This is a genomic window from Pseudomonas sp. BJP69 (genome assembly GCF_007633355.1).
In the GTDB taxonomy this organism is placed as follows: Bacteria; Pseudomonadota; Gammaproteobacteria; order Pseudomonadales; family Pseudomonadaceae; genus Aquipseudomonas; species Aquipseudomonas juntendi.
This window is the reverse complement of sequence record NZ_CP041933.1, coordinates 5,147,357-5,172,003: the sequence shown is the minus strand read 5'-3', so window position 1 is coordinate 5,172,003 and position 24,647 is coordinate 5,147,357. Positions and strand designations below refer to the sequence as shown.

Genomic DNA, 24,647 nt, shown 5'->3' with positions numbered 1-24,647 from the left:
TCGCAGGCATTCTGGGCGTTCATGCCCTATGGCGTCCACTCACACAGGTTGGGTGCCATCGGGTTTGGGCTGCTCCATCGGTATCAGCTGCTGCTTGCCGCCGGCTGCGTCCATCAGGAACACCTCGACCTGGCGTACCGAGATCTTGATGTCGTGCGCCTTGAACTCGCGGCTGATGAAGCGGTTGAGTTCATCCAGCGTCGGGTTGCGGTCACCCAGGTCGCGCACGTGCATGCGCAGTTCGTGGTCCAGCGAGCTTTCGCCGAAGTTGAGGAAGTACACGATCGGTTCCGGGTCCTTGAGCACCCGTGGGTTTTCATGCGCGCCCCTGAGCAGCAGCTCGCGCACCAGGTCGAGGTCGGAGCCATAGTCGATGCCCAGCTTCAGCGTGACCCGGGTGACCGTGTCGGTCAGCGACCAGTTGATCAGTTGGCCGGTGATGAAGGTCTTGTTGGGGACGATGATGTCCTTGCGGTCGAAGTCGGTGATGGTGGTGGCGCGGATGCGGATCTTACTCACCGTGCCCGACAGGTTGCCGATGGTGATGGTGTCGCCGATGCGTACCGGGCGCTCGAACAGGATCATGATGCCGGAAATGAAGTTGGCGAAGATTTCCTGCATGCCGAAGCCCAGGCCCACCGACAGCGCCGCCACCAGCCATTGCAGCTTGTCCCAGCTGACCCCCAGGGTCGACAGGGTGCTGACGATACCCACGCCGACGATGGTGTACGACAACAGGGTGGTGGTGGCGTAGGCGCTGCCCTGGGCAAGGTTCAGGCGTGACAGCACCAGCACCTCCAGCAGGCCTGGCAGGTTGCCGGCCAGGGCGAAGGTAATGCCGACGATCACCAGTGCCCCCAACAGGTCGCCCAGGCTGATGGGCACCATGCTGGCAGCGGCGCCGGTGCCGCTGGTGTATTCGTACAGCACGAAGTTGTTGAGGTAGGCGAACACCGAGAGCAGGTCGGCCCATACCCAGTACAGGCCAGCGATGAAACCGCCCAGCAGGGCCAGGCGGATCAGGCGCAGCGATTGCTGGTTGACCTGCTCGATGTCCAGGGTCGGCTCCTCGACGACCACTTCGCCGTCCAGCCCTTCCTTGGCCGCCGCGCGCTTGCTCAGTGCCCGTTGGTAGGCCAGGCGGCGGGCCGCAACCGACAGGCCGCGCACGAAGGCGGCCTCGATCACCAGCCAGAACAGCAGCAGGTAGAGGGTGTAGATCAGCCGGTCGGTGAGTTTCAGGGCGGTGTAGTAGTAGCCGAAGCACACCGCGACGAACAGGGCGATAGGCAGCGCAGTGAACGCCACGCCGACCGCCTTGCGGAACAGCGAAGTGTCACGGTGCGCCGGGCTGCTGAGCAGCAGGCGGCTGAGCAGCCAGGCCATCAGCGCATAGCAGGCCAGCACCACGCCAATACCCAGTACATCGTCGGCCAGCGCCGACGGCTGGTGCTCGGCCACCGCCACTACCCCGACCAGGGCCAGCACCACGGTGCCCAGGCGGCGTACCCAGCCCCGCAGGAACTCGACCTGGGGTTTGTACCAGCGGAAATGCACTTCCGCCACGCCGCCGGGTGCAAGGATGCGGTAGGCGGTATAGAACACCAGCCACGCCTGGGCCAGTTGCCACAGGGCCGCGCCAAGGTTGGCGTTCTGCCCGCGGGCGTCGATTTGCAGGGCATAGCTGCACAACGCCAGGACAAGGCTGACCGGCATCGCCAGCAGGATATTGATAAGAATCGCCTGTGGCGTATGCCACTGGCTGTCGCGGCGGAAATGGCCAATGTCCTGGTGCACCTTGCCCAGCCGTTGGTACAGGTACTTGCGCCGCCACAACAGAGCGCCGATCACCAGCAACAGCGGCAGGAACAGCAGCGGCCGGTGGCTGAGGCCGTCGGTCAGCTCGCTCAGGCTGGAGGCCCACGGCAGGTTGGCGACCTGGTCGGCCAGCCGTTGCGGCACGGTGCGCAGCCAGTCCCAGTCCAGGGGCTTGTTGCTGGGGATCCAGAACATCTGTTCGTCGAGGGTGGTGCGCAGGCTCTGGGCAGTGCCCAGCAATTGTTTCTGGTTGAGCTGCAGGGTGATCGATTCGTTGAGCAGCGCCGAAAGCTCGCGGTTCAGCCGCTCCAGCAGGTCGCTGCGGGTGATCGCCAGCTCCAGCAGGGCCTTGCGCAGCTGCGGGGTTACCTGTTCCTGCGGTTGGGCTGCCAGCAGCTTGTCGACATAGGTCACCGGGTTGCTCATCACCTCGCGCTGCTGGCTGACCTCGAACTGGTACAGGCGGGTGTCGGCGATCTGGTCGGCCAGGTCACGGTCGAGTTTCAGGTGTGGCAGGGTCTGTTTCTGTTTGTAGAGGATCTTGGACAGCAGCAGGCTACCCTTGAGCACGTTGATCTGCTCGTCCAGCGCCTGGTCGGCCTGGGTCAGGCTGTCCAGTTGCTGCTTGGTGCGCAGGTTCTGCTGGGTCAGCTCATTGAGGCGGTCGGTGCTTTTGAGCAGGTAGTCGGACAGCTTCAGGTTAGCTGCGCTTTCGGTGGCCAGCAGGCTGCTGCCGCCCGCCTTCTGCGCCTCGATCGATTGCTGGGTGACCGTTTCCTGGGACTGGGCCAGGCGCTTGTCGTTGATCAGCGTCTGCAGGTCCTGGATTTCCTGCTCAAGGCGCGCGGCACGCTCGATCAGCAGGTCATGGCGGGCGTTGCCAAGGTCCTGCAGCACGCTGTTGCCGGCCAGTTCCTGGCGGCGCAGCAGGGTCAGCGCGTTGAGCGAAGCCAGTTCTGCGTTCAGCTGGTTGCGCTGGTCGGCGTTGATCGACTTGCCACCGTCCTTGCCGGTCTTGAGGATGGTGTTGATCTGCTGGGCGCGGGTCTGGTTGCTGCTGATTTCGGCCTGGGCACGTTCGGGGCGGGTCTGCGAGTTGATGATCAGGCTGTTGGCGTCGGACAGCGACTTCTGCAGCTCGCCCTGCTGGGTGTTGCGCTCGCTGAGCATCTGTTCGAGCTGCTGCACGTTGAGGTTGGCATAGCGCTGGGCAACCGGCTGAACCTTGGTTTGCTTGAGCCGGGCCAGCTCTTTCTGGCTGTCGTCGGTTTCCTTGGGTGCGGCACTGAGTTGCTGCTTGAGGGCGGCCAGCTTCTTCTCGTTGTCGTCCTTGCTGGCCAGCAGGCTCAGGGTCTGTTCCAGCACCTGCTGCAAGGCCTTCTGGTCGGCCTCGGGCAGCTTGCGCTCGGCAATCTTGTCGAGGCTGTTCTGAATGCTGGCAGCCGTTGGCGGCTCTGCCGCGGTGGCCGCGAAGGAAAGGGACAGGCACAGCCCGAGCAGGGCTGTGCGAAGGTATGCGCGCAGGGACATAGGCAGACTACTTGTGGATCCGGCAGAAACGAAGTTTAGAGGAACAATCCTGGTCCGGGTCGCGTTCCTTCGGGGAATCTGACGCCCACTTTCTGGATCTTGTTCCCGACCATGGTCGCCACGGTCCAGATCGTGCCGTGCCATTCCACCTGGTCACCTACTACTGGAGCGCCTCCGACCTTCTGTCGGATGAACTGCGCCAGCGGCATTTTCGCGTCCAGGCCATCGAGTTTCAGGCCATACAGTGCGGCCACCGCACCCAGTTCGGCATCGCCTTCGAGAACGAAGTCGCCGAAGAAGCGCAGGTCCAGGCCACGCTGCGGCGCCTGGCTGAACAGTTTGCCCAGCGCCGGCAGGTTGTGTTCGTGGCCGATCACGCAGAGCATGTCGTCGACCTCCAGCACGGTGCTGCCAGAGGGGTGCAGCAACTGCTCGCCGCGGAACAGGGCGGCGATGCGTGTGCCTTCCGGCATCTTCAGCTCGCGCAGGGCGGCGCCGATGCACCACTTCTCCTTGCCCAGGCGGTAGACGAACATTTCCCACTCGCTGGTGATGTGCACCTCCAGCGCAGAGCGGGAGATGGGTGCCGGATCCGGTGGTACAGTCACCTTCAGCAGCTTGGCCATCCACGGCAGGCTGGTGCCTTGCACCAGCAGCGACACCAGCACGATGAAGAAAGCCAGGTTGAAGAACAGCTGGGCGTCCGGCAGGCCGGCCATCAGCGGGAACACCGCGAGAATGATCGGCACCGCGCCGCGCAGGCCAACCCACGAGATGAAGCCTTTTTCGCGGCCGTGGAAGGCCTTGAACGGCAGCAATGCCGCCACCACCGACAGAGGCCGCGCCACCAGGATCATCCACAACGCCAGGCCCAGTGCCGGCAGGGCAATGGGCAGCAGGTCGTGCGGTGTCACCAGCAGCCCCAGTACCAGGAACATGCCGATCTGCGCCAGCCAGGCCATGCCGTCGAGCATGTGCAGGATGCCATGGCGGCTGCGAATCGGCTTGTTGCCCAGCACCAGGCCGCACAGGTACACAGCCAGGAAGCCGCTGCCGTGCAGGGCGTTGGTCAGCGAGAACACCACCAGGCCACCGGCCACCACCAGAATGGGGTAGAGGCCACCGGCCAGGTTGATCCGGTTGACCATTTGCAGCATCAGCCAGCCGCCGCCCAGGCCCAGCAACCCGCCGATGCCGAACTCGCGCAGCAGGTGGGTGAGCAGGCTCCAGTGCAGGCCGGTCTGGCCGCTGGCAATCATGTCGATCAGCGTAACTGTCAGGAAGACCGCCATCGGGTCGTTGCTGCCCGACTCGATCTCCAGGGTGGCGGTAACCCGTTCGTTCAGGCCCTTGCCGCCCAGCAGCGAAAACACCGCTGCGGCGTCGGTGGAGCCGACGATGGCGCCGATCAGCAAGCCCTGGATCAGGCTCAGGTTGAACAGCCAGGCAGCAACAAGGCCGGTCAGGGCGGTGGTGATCATGACCCCGACCGTGGCCAGCGACAGTGCCGGCCATAGCGCTACGCGAAAGCTCGCCACCCGTGTGCGCAGGCCGCCGTCGAGCAGGATCACCGCCAGGGCGAGGTTGCCCACCAGGTAGGCGGTCGGGTAGTTGTTGAAGATGATGCCGCCACCATCGACACCAGCGACCATGCCCACGGCGAGAATGATGACCAGAATAGGGATGCCCAGGCGCGACGACAGCGAACTGACCAGAATACTCGCGCCCACCAGTAATGCGCCGATCAGGAACAGGCTGTTGATGGTGCTGGCATCCAAAGGCAGGTACTCCGGGATAACGCTGGAAAGGGGAATGACTGGCAAGTCGCGTGCCAATCGATTCTAACCTGATGAATTGGCAGCATGTAAAGCGTTTCTGCAGATGTGCAAAAGGCACCGCGGTGGGTGCCTTTTGTCATGTTGCCGGTGCTCAACCTCTGGCAGGCGGCTTGCCGGCGATGCGGCCGGTGCAGACTTACGCCTGCTTCACTTCACGCATCGGCTTGCCTTTGACCGGGGCATCACCAGCCACGTAGTACTTGGCGGTGCTGCGTGGCAACGGCTTGCGACCACGGATCTTGTCCGAGATTTTCTCCGCGATCATGATCGTGGTGGCGTTGAGGTTGCCGGTGATGATCAACGGCATGATCGAGGCATCCACTACGCGCAGGCCCTGCATGCCGTGCACACGGCCTTCGCCATCGACCACCGCCATGTCGTCGGTGCCCATTTTGCACGAGCAGGACGGGTGGAAGGCGGTTTCGGCGTGCTCGCGGATGAACTTGTCCAGCTCTTCATCGGTTTGCACATGCGCGCCGGGGCTGATTTCGCGGCCGCGGTACGGGTCCAGTGCCGGCTGGGCCATGATTTCGCGGGTCAGGCGGATGCCGTCACGGAATTCCTGCCAGTCCTGCTCGGAGGACATGTAGTTGAACAGGATGCTCGGGTGCTGGCGCGGGTCTTTCGACTTGGCCTGGATGCGGCCGCGGGACGGGGAGCGCATCGAACCCATGTGCGCCTGGAAGCCATGCTCCTTCACGCCATTGGAACCGTTGTAATTGATCGCCACCGGCAGGAAGTGGTACTGGATGTTCGGCCACTTGAATTCAGGGCGGCTGCGAATGAAACCGCCAGCCTCGAACTGGTTGCTGGCGCCGATGCCGGTGCCGTTGAACAGCCACTCGGCACCAATGGCCGGCTGGTTCCACCACAGCAGCGACGGGTACAGCGACACCGGCTGGGTGCAGGCGTACTGCAGGTAAAGCTCCAGGTGGTCCTGCAGGTTTTCACCCACGCCCGGCAGGTCGTGCACCACCGGAATGTCGAGGCTTTCCAGCAGGGCACGCGGGCCGACGCCGGAGCGCTGCAGCAGCTGCGGCGAAGCGATGGCGCCGGAGCTGACGATCACTTCCTTGCGGGCACGGGCTTCTACGCGCTCTTCGCTGTCGCCCACCAGGTAGGTGACGCCAACCGCGCGCTTGCCTTCGAACAGCACGCGGTCGCTGAGGGCGTGGGTCACGATGGTCAGGTTCGGGCGTTTCTTGGCCTGGTCCAGGTAGCCACGGGCGGTGCTGGAGCGGCGGCCGTTCTTGGTCACCGAACGGTCCATCGGGCCAAAGCCTTCCTGCTGGTAGCCGTTGAGGTCTTCGGTACGCGGGTAACCGGCCTGAACACCGGCTTCGACCATGGCGTTGAACAGCGGGTTGTTGCCTGCTTTGGGCGTGGCGACGCTGAGCGGGCCGTCACCGCCGTGGTAGTCGTTGGGGCCGATGTCGCGGGTTTCGGCCTTGCGGAAGTAAGGCAGGCAGTCGAGGTAGGTCCAGTCTTCCAGGCCTGGCAGTTCTGCCCAGCCGTCGAAGTCCATGGCGTTGCCGCGGATGTAGCACATGCCGTTGATCAGCGACGAACCACCCAGGCCCTTGCCGCGGCCGCACTCCATGCGGCGGCCGTCCATGAACGGCTCCGGGTCGGTCTCGTAGGCCCAGTTGTAGCGGCGGCCTTGCAGCGGGAAGGCCAGGGCTGCTGGCATCTGGGTGCGGAAGTCGAAGCGGTAGTCGGGGCCGCCGGCTTCCAGCAGCAGTACGGTGACGCCGGCATCTTCGGTCAGGCGGGTGGCCAGTGTGTTACCGGCGGAGCCGGCACCGACGATGATGTAATCGTATTCCATGGCATTTCTCCGAAATGCAGCGGCAAGTTTCTAGCTACAAGCTGCAAGAAAAAGCAGCTGGGCGAAGCTTGCGAATGGATGGTATCTGCAAGGGCCGGCGGTCTGACGCCGACCGGCTCTTTCTTGCAGCTTGAAGCTTGCGGCTTGCAACTGTCGGTCAGAAGACCGAGTTGTAGCCGCCCAGTTCGACCTGAACCGACTTGATACGGGTGTATTGGGCCAGCGAGCTGACGCCGTTTTCACGGCCTACGCCCGACTGCTTGTAGCCACCGACCGGCATCTCGGCCGGCGATTCACCCCAGGCGTTGATCCAGCAGATACCGGCTTCGAGCTTGTGGATGATGCGGTGGGCGCGGGTGATGTCGTTGGTGCAGACACCGGCGGCCAGGCCGTAGTCGGTGTCGTTGGCGCGGCGGATCACTTCTTCCTCGGTTTCATAGGTGAGGATGCTCATCACCGGGCCGAAGATCTCTTCCTTGACGATGGTCATGTCGTCGCTGCAGTCGGTGAACACGGTCGGGGCCACGAAGGCGCCTTTGGCGAACTCACCGGTGGTCAGACGCTCGCCGCCGCACAGCAGGCGGGCACCTTCCTCTTTGCCCTTGGCGATGTAGCCCAGCACGCTTTCCATGTGCTGGAAGCTGACCAGCGGGCCGAAGTTGGTGTTTTCGTCTTCCGGGTTGCCAACACGGATGCGCGCAACGCGCTCGGCGATCTTGGCTTCGAAGGCAGCCTTCATTTCAGCCGGGATGAACACGCGGGTACCGTTGGTGCATACCTGGCCCGAGCTGTAGAAGTTGGCCATCATGGCGATGTCGGCGGCCTTGTCCAGGTCGGCATCGGCGCAGATGATCAGCGGCGACTTGCCGCCCAGTTCCATGGTGACTTCCTTGAGCGACGAGCTCGAGGCGCTGGCCATGACCTTCTTGCCGGTGGTGGTGCCGCCGGTGAAGGAAACCTTTTCGATGCGGGGGTGCTCGGTCAGCCAGGTACCGACTTCACGGCCGCTGCCGGTCAGCACGTTGAACACGCCATTGGGCAGGCCGGCTTCGGTGTAGATCTCGGCCAGTTTGAGGGTGGTCAGCGACGTGACTTCCGATGGCTTGAAGATCATCGCGTTGCCAGCGGCCAGGGCCGGGGCGGATTTCCACAGGGCGATCTGGATCGGGTAGTTCCAGGCACCGATACCTACGGTCACGCCCAGCGGCTCGCGGCGGGTGTAGACGAAGGACGATTCACGCAGCGGGATCTGCTCGCCCTCGATGGCCGGTACCAGGCCTGCGTAGTACTCCAGCACATCGGCGCCGGTGACGATGTCGACGTAGCGGGTTTCCGAGTACGACTTGCCGGTGTCCAAGGTTTCCAGCATGGCCAGCTCGTCGTTGCGCTCGCGCAGGATGTCGACGGCGCGGCGCAGGATGCGCGAGCGCTGCATGGCGGTCATCGCAGCCCAGACTTTCTGGCCACGCTCGGCGCTTTCGACGGCTTTCTCGACGTCAGCCTCGGTCGCACGCTGCACGTGGGCAAGGACTTCGCCGGTAGCCGGGTTGATGGCTTCGAAAGTGGCATCGCTGCCAGCGTCGACGTAAGCGCCATCAATGTAGAGTTTTTGCGTTCCGAAACGGGCCATAGTGTCCTCGCAAGTGCAGTGTGTGGTTTGGCTTTGCGTCACGCTCCTGCCGGGTGGGCAAGGGCCGTGCGCGCTTGTTCAGCAGCCGGGTCGTTGGTGCCCAGGGTGTGCTGCTTAGCCAGTTGTAGATCCATGTATTCGTAAGCAATCCGTACTGCCTGGCCAGTGTCGAATGCATCGCCCGACAAGGCACCGCGCAGCCACAGACCGTCGATCAGGGCTGCCAGGCCGCGGGCGGCCTTGCGCGCATGGTAAAGCGGCAAGGCACGGCGAAACTGGCAACACAGGTTGGAGTACAAACGGTGGTCGTTGATCCGTTGCAACCTGTGCAAATCGGGCTGGTGCATGCTGGAAGCCCAAAAGGCCAACCAGGTTTTCATCGCCGGGCCGTTCACCTGGCTGGCATCGAAGTTGCCCTCGATGATCACTTTCAGGTGAGCGCGCGGGCTGTCGTCCGTCAGGGCCTGGCGACGTGCTCGAACGCCTTCGTTGAGCATATTCATGATGTAACCCATCGTCGCTGCTATCAGGCCGTTCTTGTCCCGAAAGTAGTGACTGATGATGCCGTTCGACACCCCGGCCAAACGGGCAATCAGCGCAATGCTGGCGTCCCCCAGGCCGACCTGGTCGACAGCCTGCAACGTGGCTTCGATCAACTGCTGGCGGCGGATGGGTTGCATACCGACCTTGGGCATCTTGCTATCTCCTCAGGCCTGCGAGCAGGCGACAGGCGGCTGACTCGGCGAAGACCAGTCTATTTTGTTTTGATTGAACGTTCAATCAATAAAGAATAAGCTCTGCGACAATTTGTGCCATTGACAGTCTTTCAGGTCGTCGAGCAGGCACGAATTGACACCCCAGGAAATCGCGTAACCCCCGTAATACAAGGCGTTGACGGGCATCAGCGATGCGAAATGCAGATTCTGCCATGTGGCCCCGGCCCTGCGGCGGGCCCTTGGAGCGGGCGGGGTGATCTGTGACGAATGCGCGCACCCAGCGGGTAAAGCGTGGCATTTACAGCAGACCACCTGTCTGTTTTTTGCAACGTATCGATTCGGGATCACGGTTTCCAGGGTGCTTTTATAACACCTGATGCAGTGGGGATATTCCACCAATTGCTCGGGAAAGAATGATTAGCCTCCACAGCCGCACTGCCCGGAGCATTCGTGCAATGAGTTCTGCCTCACTTACCAAGCCCCCCGCCGAGAGGGTACGGGTCAACCGCGTGGTGTTCTTCACCTCGGCGCTGATGATCCTTGTTCTGACTGCCTTGCTGATCGCTGTACCCGAAACTGCCGGCCAGGTGCTGGGCGTGGCCCAGAAGTGGCTGACGCGCACCTTTGGCTGGTACTACATGCTGGTGATCTGCGGTTACCTGCTGTTCGTCGTCTACCTGGCCTTCTCCGATTACGGCAGCCTCAAGCTCGGCGGCAAGGACGACCAGCCCGACTTCAGCTATGGCGCCTGGGCCGGCATGCTGTTCTCCTCGGGCATCGGTATTTCGCTGCTGTACTTTGGCGCCTCCGAACCGCTGGACCACTACTTCAACCCACCGGAGGGCACCCCGGCAAGCCTGGAAGCCGCGCGCCAGGGACTGCAGCTGACCTTCCTGCACTGGGGCCTGCATGGCTGGGCGATCTATGCGCTGGTCGGCCTGGCCGTGGGCTACTTCGCCTACCGGCATAACCAGCCGCTGGCGCTGCGCTCGGCGTTGTACCCCCTGGTCGGCGAACGTTGGGTCAAGGGTGCCGCCGGCAATGCCGTGGACATCTTCGGCATGTTCGTCACCCTGTTGGGCCTGGTCACCAACCTGGGCATCGGTGCCATGCAGGTGTCGTCCGGGCTGGAGTACCTGTTCGGCATGGACCACAGCAAGACCAACCTGCTGGTGGTGATCCTGGTGATGGCTGGCGTGGCTACCGTGGCGGCGGTTTCGGGTGTGGAAAACGGCATTCGCCGCCTGTCCAACCTGAACATCATGCTGTTCAGCGGCTTGCTGATCTTCGTCCTGCTGGGCGGCGAAACCCTGCACCTGCTGAACGGCTTCGTGCAGAACGTAGGCGATTACCTCAACGGGATCGTGCTGAAAACCTTCGACCTGTACGTGTATGAGGGCGAGGCTGGCAAGTCCGAACGCTGGTTGGGCCTCTGGACCGTGTTCTACTGGGCCTGGTGGATCTCCTGGGGCCCGTTCGTAGGCATGTTCATCGCCCGTATTTCCAAAGGCCGCACCGTGCGCCAGCTGGTCATGGGTGTGCTGCTGATCCCGCTGGGCTTCACCTTGGCCTGGCTGTCGATCTTCGGTAACACCGCGCTGGACCTGGTGATCAACCAGGGCGCGGTCGAGCTGGGCAAGACTGCGCTGGAACAACCCTCGATGTCGATCTACCAACTGCTGGAATACTTCCCGGCAGCCAAGCTCGTGATCGGGGTGGCGGTGTTCGTTGGCTTCGTGCTGTTCCTGACCCCGGCCGATTCCGGTGCGGTGATGATGGCCAACCTGTCCTGCAAAGGCGGCAAGGTCGACGAGGATGCCCCGCACTGGATGGTGGTGTTCTGGTCGGTGGTGATCACCCTGGTGACCATCGGTTTGCTGTTCGCCGGTAATTTCGAGGCCATGCAAACCATGGTCGTGCTGGCGGGCCTGCCGTTCTCGGTGGTGCTGGTGCTGTTCATGTTCGGCCTGTACAAGGCCATGAAACAGGACGTGGCGGTAGAGCAGGAGCGCGCCGAACTGGCTGCCCGTGGCCGACGTGGGTTCAGTGAGCGGCTGACCCAGCTGGAGCTGCAGCCGACCCAGGCCGTGGTGCAGCGCTTCATGGACAAGCAGGTCAGCCCGGCCCTCAAGGAGGCTGCTGCCCAGTTGCAGACCCTGGGCTTCGACGTGGAGTCCCGTGTTGGCCAGGCGCGCGACATGATGGGCTTGCGGGTGATGATGGAAGAAGGTAACCCGTTCGTCTACGAAGTGAGCCTGGACGGCTACCTGGCGGCACCGAGCGAGGCGCCGGTGGAAGGCGAGCCGGAAGTCCGTCAACGCTTCTACCGTGCCGAGGTTTACCTGCACGACGGCAGCCAGGAGTACGACCTGATGGGCTTTGCGCCCGAGCAGATCGTGCGTGACGTGCTGGACCAGTTCGAAAGCCATCGCCAGTTGCTGGGGCGAGTGTACAGCTGACGCTGCTGCGATGAAGAAAAGGCCTTGCCCACCGTGCAAGGCCTTTTTTTTGAGCAATATGTAGCGCGGGTATCGCACCTGAATACCGCAGCCTGCGTTTTTTTCAGCGGAGGCACCCAGCATGACGAGTTACAAGATACCCCCCTTCGATTTCCGCCAGGCCGTGGCCGGGCAGTTCGACGGCCGGCCGACCCTGCGCCAGGTCGCCAGTGCGCAGCTACTGCGCGTGCTGCTGTCGAACCTGCCGTGGTTGGCCTACGCCAAGCCTGCACTCACCAATGCTGACCCCTTGATGCTGGACAGCCCGGATCCCTCTACCACGTACTGGACCACGGCACCCTTTGTGGACCGAGTTCTGGAAGCCTTGCTCGACCCTCAGGCGTTGAGCCTGGAGCCACTGGCGGATGGGCGCCATTACAACCTCGGGCTGACGGGCATCCATCGTTTCTCCGGCTCGTCGAGCGAGTTCGACACCCGGCAGTTGCCAGACTTGTCAGCTGCCCTGAACCAGCTGGTTGAGGACTTGCCACGACACTTCTGCGAGGCCCAGCTCGAGTTCTGGCGAGGCAAGGGCAGCGCCGGGGTGAGTCGCGACGAATGGTTGCAGTTGCTGCTCAAGCTCGCGCTACTGCGCAGCTTGCCCTGGCAGGGACTGGGCCCGCAGGAGCAGGCCTGTATCCGCGGCCTGCTGCACGGCGGTGATGAGCAGCCCGCGGTGTACTTCGTGCAGACCCGGCTGACCAGTGCCTCCATGCAATACGATCAACTGCAATGCCAGATGCTGATAGCCGCCGAGTGGGATGAGCGTCAGGTCATCCTGTGGTGCGCACCTTCGGGGATAGTACGCAGTTTCGAGTCGTTGCACGCGTTCGGCCTGGCCTTGCGTGACGAACTGGCGCAACGCTACGCCTTCGAACGGATGAGTTGGCAACGCTATCCCGCCACCGGCAATGTGTTTGCCCAGCAGGTCTCGCTGCTGCTCGATACGGTGCTCGCCAGGGTCGAGCTTGCGCGTTATGCCGATATCCAGGATGTTCCGGCCCTTGAACAGCGTTTTGACCAGCTTGGCGACCCTTCTTCCTGGTTCGTGGGGTACCCGGATGAAACCCCGGCAGTGCAACCTCCCCCTGGGTTGATGGCCAGTGCGCAGGACAGTTTTGCCTGCAGCGCTGCCTTGCTGCAGCTCGCGCTTTACCAGCTCGACTCGGGTGGGGTCTCAGCACTGGATGGCGTTCAGTCGCTGACCGATTACGCCCGTCAACGGCTGACCAGGCAGATCCGCGAGGATCACGGGGCAGACAGCTCGCCGGACGATCTTGTATTCGACCTTTACCTGGCCCGTGGGATCCCTGGTGGGGCGGGCACAGGCACCGGCGGCGGCGAGCCATTGGCCTTCGTCGGGAGCAAGACGCTCACCGAATTTGCCATTGGCAACCTCGCGTCGCTCAAGGGGGCGGCAATCGAGCGCATTTACCTGCGTGGCGGGGGCGAGGCACCGGCATGGCTCGATGCCGACGCCGCCAGAGCCCTCGTAACCAAAGTGGATATCGGTAGCCATTATCCTGCCTATGTCGCGGCGCAACTGGACGATCCGGCCAAGCGCGCGGACCGTGTCACGCGCCTGGGGCGGGAATGGCGTGCAGCACTGCTGGCCGCTGCACTCACTGCCAAGATGGACGGCAAGATCAAAGAGCCAGGCCTGCAATGCGTGGTCGACTATTGTGCGGGGCACGTCGACCCCGACGCGCCGCGCATGATCCTGTTTCCGCTGGCGTTCAGGCGTAGCGCAGCGTCCAGGGTCACGGACCCGGTACGCTGCATGTACATCCTGTTTTGCGCGGAACCCTCGCTGGTGTTGCTGTACCGGCCCTTGTTCGCCAAAGACACGCTGCGTGAATATGCCAGCCTCTCGGCTTTGCTCGAACACGTGCGTGAATCGGAGATTTTGCAGGAGAGTATTCTCGACTGGATGCAGCCCAGCGTCAGGCCTGTCTACGACCATGGTGGTTTCCGCGAACCGCACATCAGCGTCATCGGCATCGACCCCTATGCGCTGCCTGAGCGTCCGGAACCTGCCAGGCTGGCGATCGAGTTCTGGCGTAGCAACATTGACGAGAAACTATATACAGCCAATCGGGACCTGCTGCTGACGCTCGCTGATGAACAGTCTGTGTCCAACGCCGAGAGCCGCTGGCAGACCTTGTGCGAGGGGGCATGGCTGCTGTTCGATGTCGTGACCTTGGCGCTTCGGGGGCCTGTGGCCTCGGTGGCCTGGTTGGTGCAATTGCTGAACGCGTTGCAGCAAGACATTGAGGCCTTGGAACGTGGCAATGAGTTTGATCGGTCGGCGGCAACGGTTGACCTGATATTGAACCTGGGCATGGTGTTGCTGCATGCCAGGCAACCCGCCAAAGCCTTTCCCTCCTATGCATTGCCCGGTGCGGCGGAGGTCGAGGGGCCTGAGGCGCAGCGCGGCGCATTTGCCGAAATTGCAATCGCGCCTATCGAGGAAACGCCTGCGCCTGGCCAAGCGCTGCCGAGCCGCTGGCTCGATTTTTCATGGCGAGGTCAGAGTGGCTTCAACTGGTTGCCGCGCGAACAGCGCGAAGCACTCAGGGCCATGCGTGCACCGGTCTCGCTTGCGGGCGTGCAGCCCTTGAACCAAGGTACGGCGACGGGCTTGTACCTGATCGACGGCGATCATTATGTAGCCCTGGCCAGTGATACCTACCGCGTGGAGCGGTTGCCAGAGGGTGTACGGGTGGTCGATGGTGGCGGAGCCGCGGGGCCCTGGCTGCGTTTCGTCGACGGCGTGTGGCGTGTGGACACGGCGCTTGGTCTGCGGGGTGGCATGGGGCGAGAGCGTACACAAAAGTGGCTGAGGGATCGGTTTCGCGACATGCACCAAAAGATAGAGGGCCTTGACAGTCGCGCCCGGGAGGCCAGAAAGCAAGCCGGGCCTTTTGCCAAGGCTGTGGACGAATTGCGCGAAAAACTGCTGAAACTCAGGGAGCTTCGGGCCACCGCATCCGAAAGGCTGGCCGCGTTGCCCGCCGAAGACGAAGCGGGTAAGTCGCAGTTGCGCACAACGCTCGCGCTTTACGATAAGCGCAAGATTACGTTCGAGCAGGACCACTTCACACAGATGAACCGGATGCTGAAGGAGCTGGAAGCTGCGGTCGGCGCCGATATTGAAATACTGGCGCTGCACGCGACCATGCGAGAAGACAAATTTGCCCGTGAGCGGGAAAAGGGGGGCTGGGACGGGGTGCTTGCCGAGCACGATAAAGTTGTTCGCAACAGCGCTATCAACGATGCCGAGATTACTTTCACCGAGCTCTGGAGCCTTGCGAATTACCCCGAGCTTGTGGAGATGCAAAACGCGCTGGATGGGCGGCCAGTCCGTGAATTCGCGGATTTGTATGAGAAGTTGCGCGTCAAACAGCAAGTCGTGATCGACGTGCAGGATCGCATGTTGGTCGGGAGTGAGCAGCTGGATCAATTGTTGACCGAAACGCCGGAAGATTTCGAGGTAAAGGATTGGGGGGGCAACGCCAAAGGCACCGTCGCAGACATAATTGCCAAGCGCAGCGTCAGTACAGTTCAACTGCGTTTCCACCAGGTGGTGAATCTGGCCGAGCTGGCGCTGCACCTGGAAAGCGACCGGCCAGACGTCATTGCAGGCTACAGAGCTGCCCTGGTCAGCTCAAGCCTGCGCAACGCGGCCGAAGCCCACGGCGAGCTGGCCTTCTCCAACCTGCCGGCGCAGGACAGGATCGTCATCCTGCACGAAGCCTGGGACGAATACAGTGCTGCGCTGGTCAACAGCGATCGCGTTCGCCGAGAGGGTGGGGCGTTGATCGAACCGGCCATGATCGAGCGCTATCGGGAGCACATCAGCAAACTCAAGCTCGATGTGAACGTACGTCTGGGCATAGCGTATGATGAGCAGGATCACCCCCTTCTACCGGCCGGGCGTAGGCCTTATCCGGCGTCCCGCGTGCCGCAGCGGTTGGTGCGTAATGGCCAGGGGCAACTGATGATCGGCAACCTTATCGAAGGGCAATCCTTGCTCGAGGTGCGTGAGAAGATCAGCGATAAGGTATTGGCCACCTTTGAACAAGTAGATGGCGAGTGGCGCGAGGTCCAGCAGCCATCGTTATCCGACGAAGCCCCCCTAGCCGATCTCGCTAGTTGGGTGCAGTCTCTACTGAATAAGAGCAATGCCCATCGAGCCTCAGCCAAGGCCTATGTCGAGATCGATATCAGCGGGTCGCTGGTGGCCAGGATATACGATCTTCAGCTGAACAAACTGACCGAGGCAGTGAGCGTAGTGCGCGATGCCGGTGGCGACGATGCGCTGATCAAGACCTTGGAACAGGAAGTGAATGCGCTGCGTGCAGAGAAGGAGGTGCAACTTACCACCCTGTACACCCACACCAGCCGCCCCACTGCCGAAGCCCTGCGCTTTCTTTACGATTTGAAGGCGATCAAGGTCGTATACCTCAAGCGGCATGTCATGGCGGACGGTAGCGCTTTCGATGAGTACCTGGTCCAGCTCTTGTCAAACAACCGTAAACTCTGGGCTGTGCATTTCCATTTGCGGTCGCAGGCTGCCTACGCCCGGGATTTTACTTCGGGGCACCTGAAGGTGTGGGCCCAGCGTTACCTGAGCAGCCAGGTTGCCAGGGATACAGGGCAGCAGCTTTACCGCGGCAAGCTGACACTACAGCAAGCCACGGGGATCATTCCTTTCGATCGTCCAGCAGCACAGTAGGTTCGGGTCATCGGTTGCTGTAGCGGCCCTGCCGGCCATGTGCCGGCATGGCCTGGTTGCTGCGCTCGGCAATCATCTGTGGCAGGCCCAGCAGCGTGATGCCCTGGCTTTTCAGGCGGGGCAGTTCGCGGGCCAGCACCTCCAGCGTTTGCGGGTAAGGGTGGCCGATCAGCACTGCCGAGCCTTGCTTGTGCGCCAGGGCCACGCCTTGTTGCAACTGCCCGGCAATGGCTTCGGTGGTGCGCACGTCATCGAGAAACACATCCCGCGAGACATGCGCCAGGCCTTGCGCCTGTGCTTCTGCAGCCGCGACGGTGGCGGCACTGGTGCGGCTGTCGACGAAGAACAGATGGCGACGTTGCAATTCGCCCATCAGCCAGGCCATGGGTTCGCGCTGGGCCGTCATGCGGCTGCCCATATGGTTGTTGATGCCGGCCGCGTAAGGCACCTTGAGCAGCGCGCTGTCCAGGCGCCGGGCCAGCTCTTCGCCGGCGATGCCGGGGTGCCAGGCATAGGGCCCGGTGGCCGGGTCCATTGGCATGTGCAGGATCACCGTTTTGCCAGCCTTGTGCGCTTGGCGGGCGAAGTCGGTTGCATGCGGGGTGTCGGGCATGATGGCCATGGTCACCGGGCCGGGTAGGGCCAAGGTGCGGCTGTCCCGGTTGGGGCTCTGGCCAAGGTCGTCGATGATGATGCTCATGTAGGCCTTGCCGGCCGGCGCCGCTTGCGCGACCCCGGCCAACAGGCAGAACACCAGGCACAGCAGGTACCGCACGGGCTGGATCATTTGCCCGAGGTGATGTTGAGGCCTTTGAGCAGGCTCAGTGCCTGGCTCAGTTGGAAGTCGTCGTCCTGTGGGCGCTCCTTGCGCTTGCTGCTGCCGGTCGGGCGGTCGGCGCCGCCGTTACCGTTGCCCAGGTGGCCCTGCAGGTCGGCTTCCTTGAAGTTGTCGGTGTCGACCTCGGCAGTGAGCTTGGCCTGACGTACTTCGATGTCGGGGACGATACCCTGGGCCTGGATCGAACGGCCATTGGGGGTGAAGTACAGTGCGGTGGTCAGCTTCAGGGCGCGGTCATTGGCCAATGGCAGCACGGTTTGTACCGAGCCTTTGCCGAAGCTGTCGGTGCCCATCAGCACGGCGCGCTTCTGGTCTTGCAGTGCGCCCGCTACAATTTCCGAAGCCGAGGCGCTGCCGCCGTTGATCAGCACCACCAGTGGCACCCCTTCGCTGGCGTCGGCCGGGTCGGCCGAGAAGCGCAGTTCGGAATTGGCGATGCGGCCCTTGGTGTAGACGATCAGGCCCTTGGTGAGGAAGTGGTCGGCCACTTCCACGGCCGATTGCAGCACGCCACCCGGGTTGTTGCGCAGGTCGAGCACCACCCCGCGCAGTTTCTTGCCGTTGTCCTTGCGCAGCTTGGCCAGGGCTTTGCCCACCTCGTCGCCGGTCTTGACCTGGAACTGGGTGATGCGGATATAGCCGTAGTCGTTTTCCAGCAGCTGGCTCTTCACGCTCTTGACCTGGATCACCGCGCGGGCCAGGGTCACGTCGAAGGGGTTACCGCCGTCGCGGACCAGGGTCAGGGTGATTTTGTCGCCGACCTTGCCGCGCATCTTGTCCACCGCTTCGGTCATGGTCTGGCCGCGGGTCGGGGCGCCGTTGATCTTGACGATCAGGTCGCCGGCCTGGACGCCTGCACGCGAGGCCGGGGTGTCATCGATCGGCGAGACCACCTTGATGAAGCCGTCTTCCTGGCCCACTTCGATACCCAGCCCGCCGAACTCGCCGCTGGTGCTTTCCTGCAGTTCCTGGAAGTCCTCGGGGCCTAGGTAGGCCGAGTGTGGGTCGAGGTTGCTGAGCATGCCCTTGATGGCATTCTCCAGCAGGGTCTTGTCATCTACCGGCTCGACATAGGCCGCCTTGATGCGGTCCATGACTTCGGCGAAGGTGCGCAGCTCTTCCAGTGGCAGTGGCGCCTTGGCAGTGACCTCGGTGGCCGGCACAGCTGCCGCCTTGGCCGGCTCCGCGGCAGTGGCCAGGGGCGCGCCGACCGCCAGGGCGATGGACAGGGCCAACTGGGTGAGACGAGGCGAGTGCAGCATGTCGAACGGACTCCTGATCCTGTAAGCGCTCCCTGCGGAGCATCGGTGCAGCGTTTGGGCCGCGCCGTAGAAAGTTGACTAACCCCGGCACCACTGCGAAGGGTCGGTAGGCCGGCCCTGCTGGCGGATGGCGAAGTACAAGCCTGCCGCGTCCTGGCCACCGCTGTCGCCGACGGTGGATATGGCTTCACCGGCCTTGACGATGTCACCGGCACTTTTCAGCAGGCTCTGGTTATGGCCGTACAGGCTCAGGTAACCGTTGCCATGATCGAGAATGACCAGAAGCCCGGCGCCGCGCAACCAGTCGGCGAACACCACACGCCCGCCGTGCACGGCGCGCACTTGTGTGCCGGGGTTGGCGCTGATCATCACACCGTCCCATTTGGCCCGGGCATCGTTGCCGCGTGCATCGCCGAAGCGTGCCAACAATCGACCATTGACTGGCCAAGGAAGTTTGCCCCGTGCTGCAGAAAATGCTCCGCCGTAGTTGGCTCCGTCGCTGGAAACCATCGGCCCGAGGGTGGTACGAGCCTTTTTCGGCGGCTCTACCGGCGCTTCAGGCTCGCGCGCCTGGTTGCGCGCAGCGGCGGCCAGGGCCTCTTGCTGCCGGCGTTTTTCCGCTTCCTGCTGCGCCAGCAAGGCTTTCTTGCGTGCCTCTTCAGCCTCGCGGGCCTGGCGTGCCAGGGTTTCCTCGATGGTCTTGAGGACTTTGGCCAGGTCGGCCTGGTCCTGCTGACGGGCCTGGAGCTTCTGGTCGCGGTCTTTCATGTCGCTGTTGAGCTTGGCCAATACCTGCTGGCGCTTGCCGCGTTCGCTCTCCAGGGCCTGGCGGCGGCTGTCAAGGTCGGCGCGCTGGGCCAGCAACTGTTGCTGCTGGGCAGACATCTGCTGCTCGACACTGGCCAGCTGGCGGAGGGTTTCGTTGAAGGTGCGCAGCTGCTCCAGGCGCGCCTTGCTCATGTAGTCGTAGTAGGTCAGGGTGCGGGCGAATTTCTCTGGGTTCTGCTGGTTGAGCAGCAGCTTGAGGTATTCCTCGCGACCGTTGTTCTGGTAGGCCGAGCGGGCCTGAATGGCGATCAGCCGTTGCTGTTCAACGCGGGCGGTCTGGAGTTTTTTTTTCTCGGTTTCAAGGCGCTCCAGCTCGCCCTCGGTCTTTTTTAGCGCTTGCTGCAGTGCCTCCACCTGCTTTTCGAGGTTGCCGATGTCGGTCTCGGTGGCTTTCAGGTCCTTTTGCACACCGGCTTTTTCTTCCTGGAGCTTGCCCAGTGTTTTCTTGAGCTCGGCAATGTCCTGGCGGGTGGCGTCCAGTTGCTGCTGGGTCTGTGCGCGCTCATCGGCGAAGGCCGGGCTGAGCAGGCATGACAAGGCTAGGAGGATCAGGGCGCGAAGCATGGGGTTTGGCGTACCAAGGATGGAGACTGGCCTAGTATGCCCGCCTGGGCGGGCAAAAAAAACGCCTCGCTGCCAGTGTCGCGAGGCGTTTGTCTGGAATTCAGGTGTTATCGGGGCCCTGTAGGAGCGGCCTTGCGTCGCGATGGGCCGCAAAGCGGCCCCAATACGCAGATTCAGGCGTCTACCAGAATCGAAGTGCCGGTCATTTCGGCAGGCTTTTCCAGCCCCAGCAGCTTCAACATGGTCGGCGCAACATCGGCCAGCACGCCGCCATCACGCACTTTCACGTTGCGCTTGCCGACATAGATGAACGGCACCGGCTCGGTGGTGTGTGCGGTGTGGGCCTGGCCGGTGGACTCGTCTTCCATCTGCTCGACGTTCCCGTGGTCGGCGGTGATCAGCGCTTCGCCACCGACCTTGTCCAGCGCCTCGACAATGCGGCCAACGCAGTTGTCCAGCGCTTCGACAGCCTTGACTGCCGCTTCGAACACGCCGGTGTGGCCGACCATGTCACCGTTGGCGTAGTTGACCACGATCACGTCGAAGCGCTGTTGCTCGATGGCTTCGACAATGCGGTCGGTCACTTGCGGTGCGCTCATTTCCGGCTGCAGGTCGTAGGTGGCGACCTTCGGCGATGGGATCAGGATGCGCTCTTCGCCTTCGAATGGCTCTTCGCGGCCACCGGAGAAGAAGAAGGTGACGTGGGCGTATTTTTCGGTTTCGGCGATACGCAGTTGGGTCTTGCCGTGCTTTGCCAGGTACTCGCCCAGTACATTGTTCAGGCTGGACGGAGCAAAGGCAGCGGGTGCCGGGATTTTCGCCGAATACTGGGTCAGGCCGATGTAGGCCGCCATTTCTGGCAGGCGCGCACGGGCGAATTCGGTGAAATCCGGCTCGACGAAGGCGCGCGACAGCTCGCGAGCGCGGTCGGCGCGGAAGTTCATGAAGATCACGGCATCGCCGTCTTCGACCTTGACTGCTGCGCCAATGCGCGTGGCCTTGACGAACTCGTCGCTCTCGTCACGGGCGTAGGCCGCTTGCAGGCCTGCCACGGCGGTGTCAGCGGTGTATTCGGCGCTGCTGTCGACGATCAGGTTGTAGGCGGCGCTGACGCGGTCCCAGCGGTTGTCGCGGTCCATGGCGTAGTAGCGGCCGATTAGGCTGGCGATGCGGCCCTTGCCCAGCTTGGCGAAGGTGGCGTCGAGCAGCTCGATGGACGACTGCGCGCTACGTGGCGGGGTGTCACGGCCATCGAGGAAGGCGTGCAGATAGATTTTTTCCGCGCCGCGCTGCGCGGCCAGTTCGGCCATGGCAACGATGTGGTCCTGGTGGCTGTGCACGCCGCCATCGGACAGCAGGCCAAGGATGTGCACGGCTTTGCCGGCACCGGCAGCCTTGTCCACCGCACCGGTGAGCACCGGGTTTTGGAAGAACTCACCGTCGCGGATGGCCTTGGTCACCCGGGTGAAGTCCTGATAGACGACGCGGCCCGCGCCCAGGTTCATGTGACCGACTTCGGAGTTGCCCATCTGCCCGTCCGGCAGGCCGACATCCATGCCCGAGCCGGAAATGAGGCCATGCGGCTGGCTGGCGCGCAGGCGGTCGTAGACCGGCGTGTTAGCGGCATAGATGGCGTTGTATTCAGGGCTTTCGCTGTGGCCGAAGCCATCCAGGATGATCAGGACCAGGGGTTTGGGCGTACTCGTCATCAATCAAACTCACGGTTGTTCAAAGATGATAAAGAAACGCATTTTAGGGCAAATACGCCACGTGCGGCGAATAATCGTCCCATCCCCCGACCGGCGCGCGTGCGCTGGCAACATGAAGCTGGTCTGGTGGCCGGCCCGTCGGGCTTTGGTGGTACCAAGGTGCTGTGTATACTGGCCGGCATTTTCAATCGCCTGGAACACCGCTGATGGTTGCTCACCTGATTCAATTCGCGACAGATCACTACATCCTGGTTGCGATCTTCTTCATTCTGCTGGCCCTGCTGCTCATCAATGAAATCCGCCGTGGCGGGCAGAGCCTGAGCAACGGTCAGCTGACTGCCCTGGTCAATGCCGACAAGGCGCTGGTGATCGATATCCGCCCGGCCAAGGAGTACTCCGCCGGTCACATCGTGGGTGCGGTGAACATTCCGCAGGACAAGCTGGCCAACCGCATGGCCGAGCTGGACAAGCACAAAGAGAAGACCCTGATCGTCGTCGACGCGATGGGCCAGCAGTCCGGCAGCATTTGCCGCGATCTGCTCAAGGCCGGTTACAACGCCGCCAAGCTGAGCGGTGGCGTTTCCAGCTGGAAAGCCGATAACCTGCCCCTGGTGAAGTGATATGAAGCCCGTCATCGTTTATTCCAGCGACTACTGCCCCTACTGCATGCGTGCCAAGTACCTGCTCGAGAGCAAGGGCGTGGCATTCGAGGAAATCAAGGTCGACGGCAAACCGCAACTGCGCGCCGAGATGGCCCAGAAAGCCGGCCGCACGTCGGTGCCGCAGATCTGGATCGGCAGTACCCATGTCGGTGGATGCGATGACCTCTATGCCCTGGAACGCGCCGGCAAGCTCGACGCGTTGCTGGCGGCCTGATTTGCACTGCATTCGAAAACATTAGGATAAGGATCTGCCATGACTGACCAACAGACCAACGGCGCTGCTGCTGAAGACAACAGCCCTCAGTTCTCCCTGCAGCGTATCTATGTGCGCGACCTGTCGTTCGAGGCCCCGAAAAGCCCGCAGATCTTCCGTCAGACCTGGGAGCCGAGCGTTGCCCTGGACCTGAACACCAAGCAAAAGGCCCTGGAAGGCGACTTCCATGAGGTGGTGCTGACCCTGTCGGTCACCGTGAAGAACGGCGACGAAGTCGCGTTCATCGCTGAAGTGCAGCAGGCGGGTATCTTCCTCATCGCCAACCTCGATGCTGCTTCTATGAGCCACACGCTGGGTGCGTTCTGCCCGAACATCCTGTTCCCGTATGCCCGCGAGACCCTGGACAGCCTGGTAACCCGTGGTTCGTTCCCGGCGCTGATGCTGTCGCCGGTCAACTTCGACGCCCTGTACGCGCAAGAAATGCAGCGCATGCAGGAAGCCGGCGAAGCGCCAACCGTTCAGTAACTGCTGCCGGTATCGGAAAAGCGCCTCTAGGGGCGCTTTTTTGTTGGCTGTGTGGGAAGCCGCACGTGGTCCCTGGGGGAGCCGGCTTGCCGGCGATAGGGCCAGTGCAGGCTTACACATCAGCTCCCGGCAAACCCGTTCTGCCGCCAGGCCTCATACACCGTCACCGCCACCGTGTTGGACAGGTTCAGGCTGCGGCAGCCTGGGCGCATGGGCAGGCGCAGGCGTTGCTCGGCGGGCAGGCTGTCGAGGACTTCTGCCGGCAGCCCGCGGCTCTCCGGCCCGAACAGGAACGCGTCACCCGGCTGGTACGCGACCTCGTGGAACGGGTGCGAGCCTTTGGTGGTAAAGGCGAACAGCCGTGGGTTGCCCAGGCTTTCCAGGCATTCGGCCAGGCTCTGGTGGCGCTTGAGCGTGGCATACTCGTGGTAATCCAGCCCCGCGCGGCGCAGGCGCTTGTCATCCAGTTCGAAGCTGATGGGTTCGATCAGGTGCAGGTGGCAGCCGCTGTTGGCGCACAGGCGAATGATATTGCCGGTATTCGGCGGAATTTCTGGTTGAAAAAGGATGACGTGAAACATGCACGGCTCCAAGCAAGAGGATGACGGGCATTCTACCCCCGAACCGGATGTGCGTTCGAAGGCGTTGCCGCGCATGCTGCTGTCGCTGGCGATCGTCGGGGTAATGGTGGGGCTGATGATCGGCCGCCTGACCGCCCCTGTAGAGCGCCAGTTGCAGCAGGTAGAGGTGTTGTCGAATGGGCTGGCGCTGTGGTTCAACGAAGAACCCAAGCTGCATGCCGAGAACGTCCAAGGCACGGTGGCTGTGCTGTTCCAGGCCCAGGGCACGGCCCGGCAGGGCCAATTGAGCCTGAACGGCAAACCGGTAAGCTGGCGGCTGCAGAACAGCCAGGAAGGGTTGTTGCTGACGGTGGTGGCCGCGCGCCCCCTGCACGGCCAATGGGCCGGTGCAGAAGACGCTGGGCGCTGGCGGCTGCAGGTGAGCCTGCAGGAATAAAAGAGGGGATATCCCGGCCTGCCTGTACCAGGGTCCCCAAAAGGGCTACGGCGTACTGCGTGTAAAGGGGGGATGGCCCGGCCTGCCTGTACCGAGGTCCCCAAAAACGGCGGTGTTGCTAATAAAAGAGGGGTTCACCCGGCCTGCCTGTACCAGGGCCCCCGAAACTGGGTATGTATTAGCTATTGCAGGGGGCGTGCCAATTTTGCAAAACCCGGAAATACTGGGCTTTGAGGGGGATTCGGCCGGTTTTTGAGGGGGTTTGTGCCTTGGCGAGGTGCAGCGGGCACAGGAACGGTGCATCGGAAGGCTGAAACAGCTGAGGCCGCTTTGCGGCCCTGTCGCGGCACAAGGCCGCTTACAATGGGCGGGGGTGGCCGGCAGTCCTGCGGAGCCGGGCCGGCATCATCAATCGATGTAGGAGCGCAAGCT

Annotated in this window: 16 protein-coding genes; 6 read left to right on the top strand and 10 right to left on the bottom strand. The window is 62.7% G+C overall.

The window, feature by feature from the left end; all coding sequences use genetic code 11:
* Positions 1-39 precede the first annotated feature (39 nt).
* The 5 genes from mscK to betI form a co-directional block, all read right to left on the bottom strand.
* Positions 40-3,348 (bottom strand): mechanosensitive channel MscK, encoded by a 3,309-nt coding sequence (gene mscK / locus FPB55_RS24080; protein WP_009684984.1) that lies wholly within the window; start codon positions 3,346-3,348, stop codon positions 40-42.
* Between the two features lie 35 nt (positions 3,349-3,383).
* Positions 3,384-5,126, bottom strand: a complete 1,743-nt coding sequence (locus tag FPB55_RS24075; protein WP_047149596.1) for a potassium/proton antiporter — start codon at positions 5,124-5,126, stop codon at positions 3,384-3,386.
* A 196-nt stretch (positions 5,127-5,322) separates the two neighbouring features.
* Positions 5,323-7,014 carry a choline dehydrogenase gene (betA, locus tag FPB55_RS24070; RefSeq protein ID WP_009684987.1) on the bottom strand — a complete coding sequence of 564 codons (1,692 nt, stop codon included), beginning with the start codon at positions 7,012-7,014 and terminating at the stop codon, positions 5,323-5,325.
* Between the two features lie 157 nt (positions 7,015-7,171).
* On the bottom strand, positions 7,172-8,644 hold the full coding sequence (betB, locus tag FPB55_RS24065; protein ID WP_009684988.1) for a betaine-aldehyde dehydrogenase: 1,473 nt from the start codon (positions 8,642-8,644) through the stop codon (positions 7,172-7,174).
* A 38-nt stretch (positions 8,645-8,682) separates the two neighbouring features.
* Positions 8,683-9,339, bottom strand: a complete 657-nt coding sequence (gene betI, locus FPB55_RS24060; protein ID WP_009684989.1) for a transcriptional regulator BetI — start codon at positions 9,337-9,339, stop codon at positions 8,683-8,685.
* Positions 9,340-9,872: 533 nt separating this feature from the next.
* On the opposite strand from betI, the gene FPB55_RS24055 reads away from it, so the two are divergent.
* Both FPB55_RS24055 and FPB55_RS24050 read left to right on the top strand, forming a co-directional pair.
* On the top strand, positions 9,873-11,819 hold the full coding sequence (locus tag FPB55_RS24055; protein ID WP_223809683.1) for a BCCT family transporter: 1,947 nt from the start codon (positions 9,873-9,875) through the stop codon (positions 11,817-11,819).
* Between the two features lie 163 nt (positions 11,820-11,982).
* Positions 11,983-16,596: a DUF6543 domain-containing protein gene (locus FPB55_RS24050; RefSeq protein WP_238706608.1), complete on the top strand. Its 4,614-nt coding sequence runs from the start codon at positions 11,983-11,985 to the stop codon at positions 16,594-16,596.
* A 7-nt stretch (positions 16,597-16,603) separates the two neighbouring features.
* Here the strand turns inward: FPB55_RS24050 and FPB55_RS24045 are convergent, their stop codons facing one another.
* The 4 genes from FPB55_RS24045 to gpmM all read right to left on the bottom strand — a co-directional run bounded on the left by FPB55_RS24045 (position 16,604) and on the right by gpmM (position 21,797).
* Entirely contained in the window at positions 16,604-17,371 is a 768-nt protein-coding gene (locus tag FPB55_RS24045) for a divergent polysaccharide deacetylase family protein (RefSeq protein ID WP_054881144.1), read from the bottom strand.
* An 8-nt stretch (positions 17,372-17,379) separates the two neighbouring features.
* Positions 17,380-18,696, bottom strand: coding sequence for a S41 family peptidase (locus FPB55_RS24040; protein WP_009684994.1), 1,317 nt, complete (start codon positions 18,694-18,696; stop codon positions 17,380-17,382).
* A 78-nt stretch (positions 18,697-18,774) separates the two neighbouring features.
* The gene (locus FPB55_RS24035; RefSeq protein WP_009684995.1) at positions 18,775-20,088 is read right to left on the bottom strand and encodes a murein hydrolase activator EnvC; all 1,314 of its coding nucleotides are present in this window, start codon (positions 20,086-20,088) and stop codon (positions 18,775-18,777) included.
* 173 nt (positions 20,089-20,261) lie between these two features.
* On the bottom strand, positions 20,262-21,797 hold the full coding sequence (gene gpmM, locus FPB55_RS24030) for a 2,3-bisphosphoglycerate-independent phosphoglycerate mutase (RefSeq protein WP_009684996.1): 1,536 nt from the start codon (positions 21,795-21,797) through the stop codon (positions 20,262-20,264).
* 206 nt (positions 21,798-22,003) lie between these two features.
* Between gpmM and FPB55_RS24025 the strand changes: the two genes are divergently transcribed.
* The 3 genes from FPB55_RS24025 to secB are packed head-to-tail and all read left to right on the top strand — an operon-like array spanning position 22,004 to position 23,198.
* Positions 22,004-22,417: a rhodanese-like domain-containing protein gene (locus FPB55_RS24025; RefSeq protein ID WP_009684998.1), complete on the top strand. Its 414-nt coding sequence runs from the start codon at positions 22,004-22,006 to the stop codon at positions 22,415-22,417.
* A 1-nt stretch (position 22,418) separates the two neighbouring features.
* Positions 22,419-22,673, top strand: coding sequence for a glutaredoxin 3 (grxC, locus tag FPB55_RS24020; protein WP_029886544.1), 255 nt, complete (start codon positions 22,419-22,421; stop codon positions 22,671-22,673).
* Positions 22,674-22,712: 39 nt separating this feature from the next.
* A complete protein-coding gene (secB, locus tag FPB55_RS24015; RefSeq protein WP_009685000.1) occupies positions 22,713-23,198 on the top strand; it encodes a protein-export chaperone SecB in 486 nt (161 codons plus the stop codon).
* 119 nt (positions 23,199-23,317) lie between these two features.
* Here secB and trmL read toward each other — a convergent pair whose 3' ends face one another.
* Complete coding sequence (gene trmL, locus FPB55_RS24010) at positions 23,318-23,779, bottom strand: tRNA (uridine(34)/cytosine(34)/5-carboxymethylaminomethyluridine(34)-2'-O)-methyltransferase TrmL (RefSeq protein WP_009685001.1); 462 nt, start codon at positions 23,777-23,779, stop codon at positions 23,318-23,320.
* Between trmL and FPB55_RS24005 the strand changes: the two genes are divergently transcribed.
* Positions 23,778-24,215: a hypothetical protein gene (locus FPB55_RS24005; RefSeq protein ID WP_009685002.1), complete on the top strand. Its 438-nt coding sequence runs from the start codon at positions 23,778-23,780 to the stop codon at positions 24,213-24,215. The genes trmL and FPB55_RS24005 overlap by 2 nt on opposite strands.
* The last annotated feature ends 432 nt before the right edge of the window (positions 24,216-24,647 follow it).

Bases quoted from the DNA above. Each gene is read 5' to 3' on its own strand.
- mscK (WP_009684984.1), bottom strand. From the start codon at position 3,348: ATGTCCCTGCGCGCATACCTTCGCACAGCCCTGCTCGGGCTGTGCCTG.
- betA (WP_009684987.1), bottom strand. From the start codon at position 7,014: ATGGAATACGATTACATCATCGTCGGTGCCGGCTCCGCCGGTAACACA.
- betB (WP_009684988.1), bottom strand. From the start codon at position 8,644: ATGGCCCGTTTCGGAACGCAAAAACTCTACATTGATGGCGCTTACGTC.
- betI (WP_009684989.1), bottom strand. From the start codon at position 9,339: ATGCCCAAGGTCGGTATGCAACCCATCCGCCGCCAGCAGTTGATCGAA.
- FPB55_RS24040 (WP_009684994.1), bottom strand. From the start codon at position 18,696: ATGCTGCACTCGCCTCGTCTCACCCAGTTGGCCCTGTCCATCGCCCTG.
- FPB55_RS24035 (WP_009684995.1), bottom strand. From the start codon at position 20,088: ATGCTTCGCGCCCTGATCCTCCTAGCCTTGTCATGCCTGCTCAGCCCG.
- gpmM (WP_009684996.1), bottom strand. From the start codon at position 21,797: ATGACGAGTACGCCCAAACCCCTGGTCCTGATCATCCTGGATGGCTTC.
- FPB55_RS24025 (WP_009684998.1), top strand. From the start codon at position 22,004: ATGGTTGCTCACCTGATTCAATTCGCGACAGATCACTACATCCTGGTT.
- grxC (WP_029886544.1), top strand. From the start codon at position 22,419: ATGAAGCCCGTCATCGTTTATTCCAGCGACTACTGCCCCTACTGCATG.
- secB (WP_009685000.1), top strand. From the start codon at position 22,713: ATGACTGACCAACAGACCAACGGCGCTGCTGCTGAAGACAACAGCCCT.
- FPB55_RS24005 (WP_009685002.1), top strand. From the start codon at position 23,778: ATGCACGGCTCCAAGCAAGAGGATGACGGGCATTCTACCCCCGAACCG.
- trmL (WP_009685001.1), bottom strand. From the start codon at position 23,779: ATGTTTCACGTCATCCTTTTTCAACCAGAAATTCCGCCGAATACCGGC.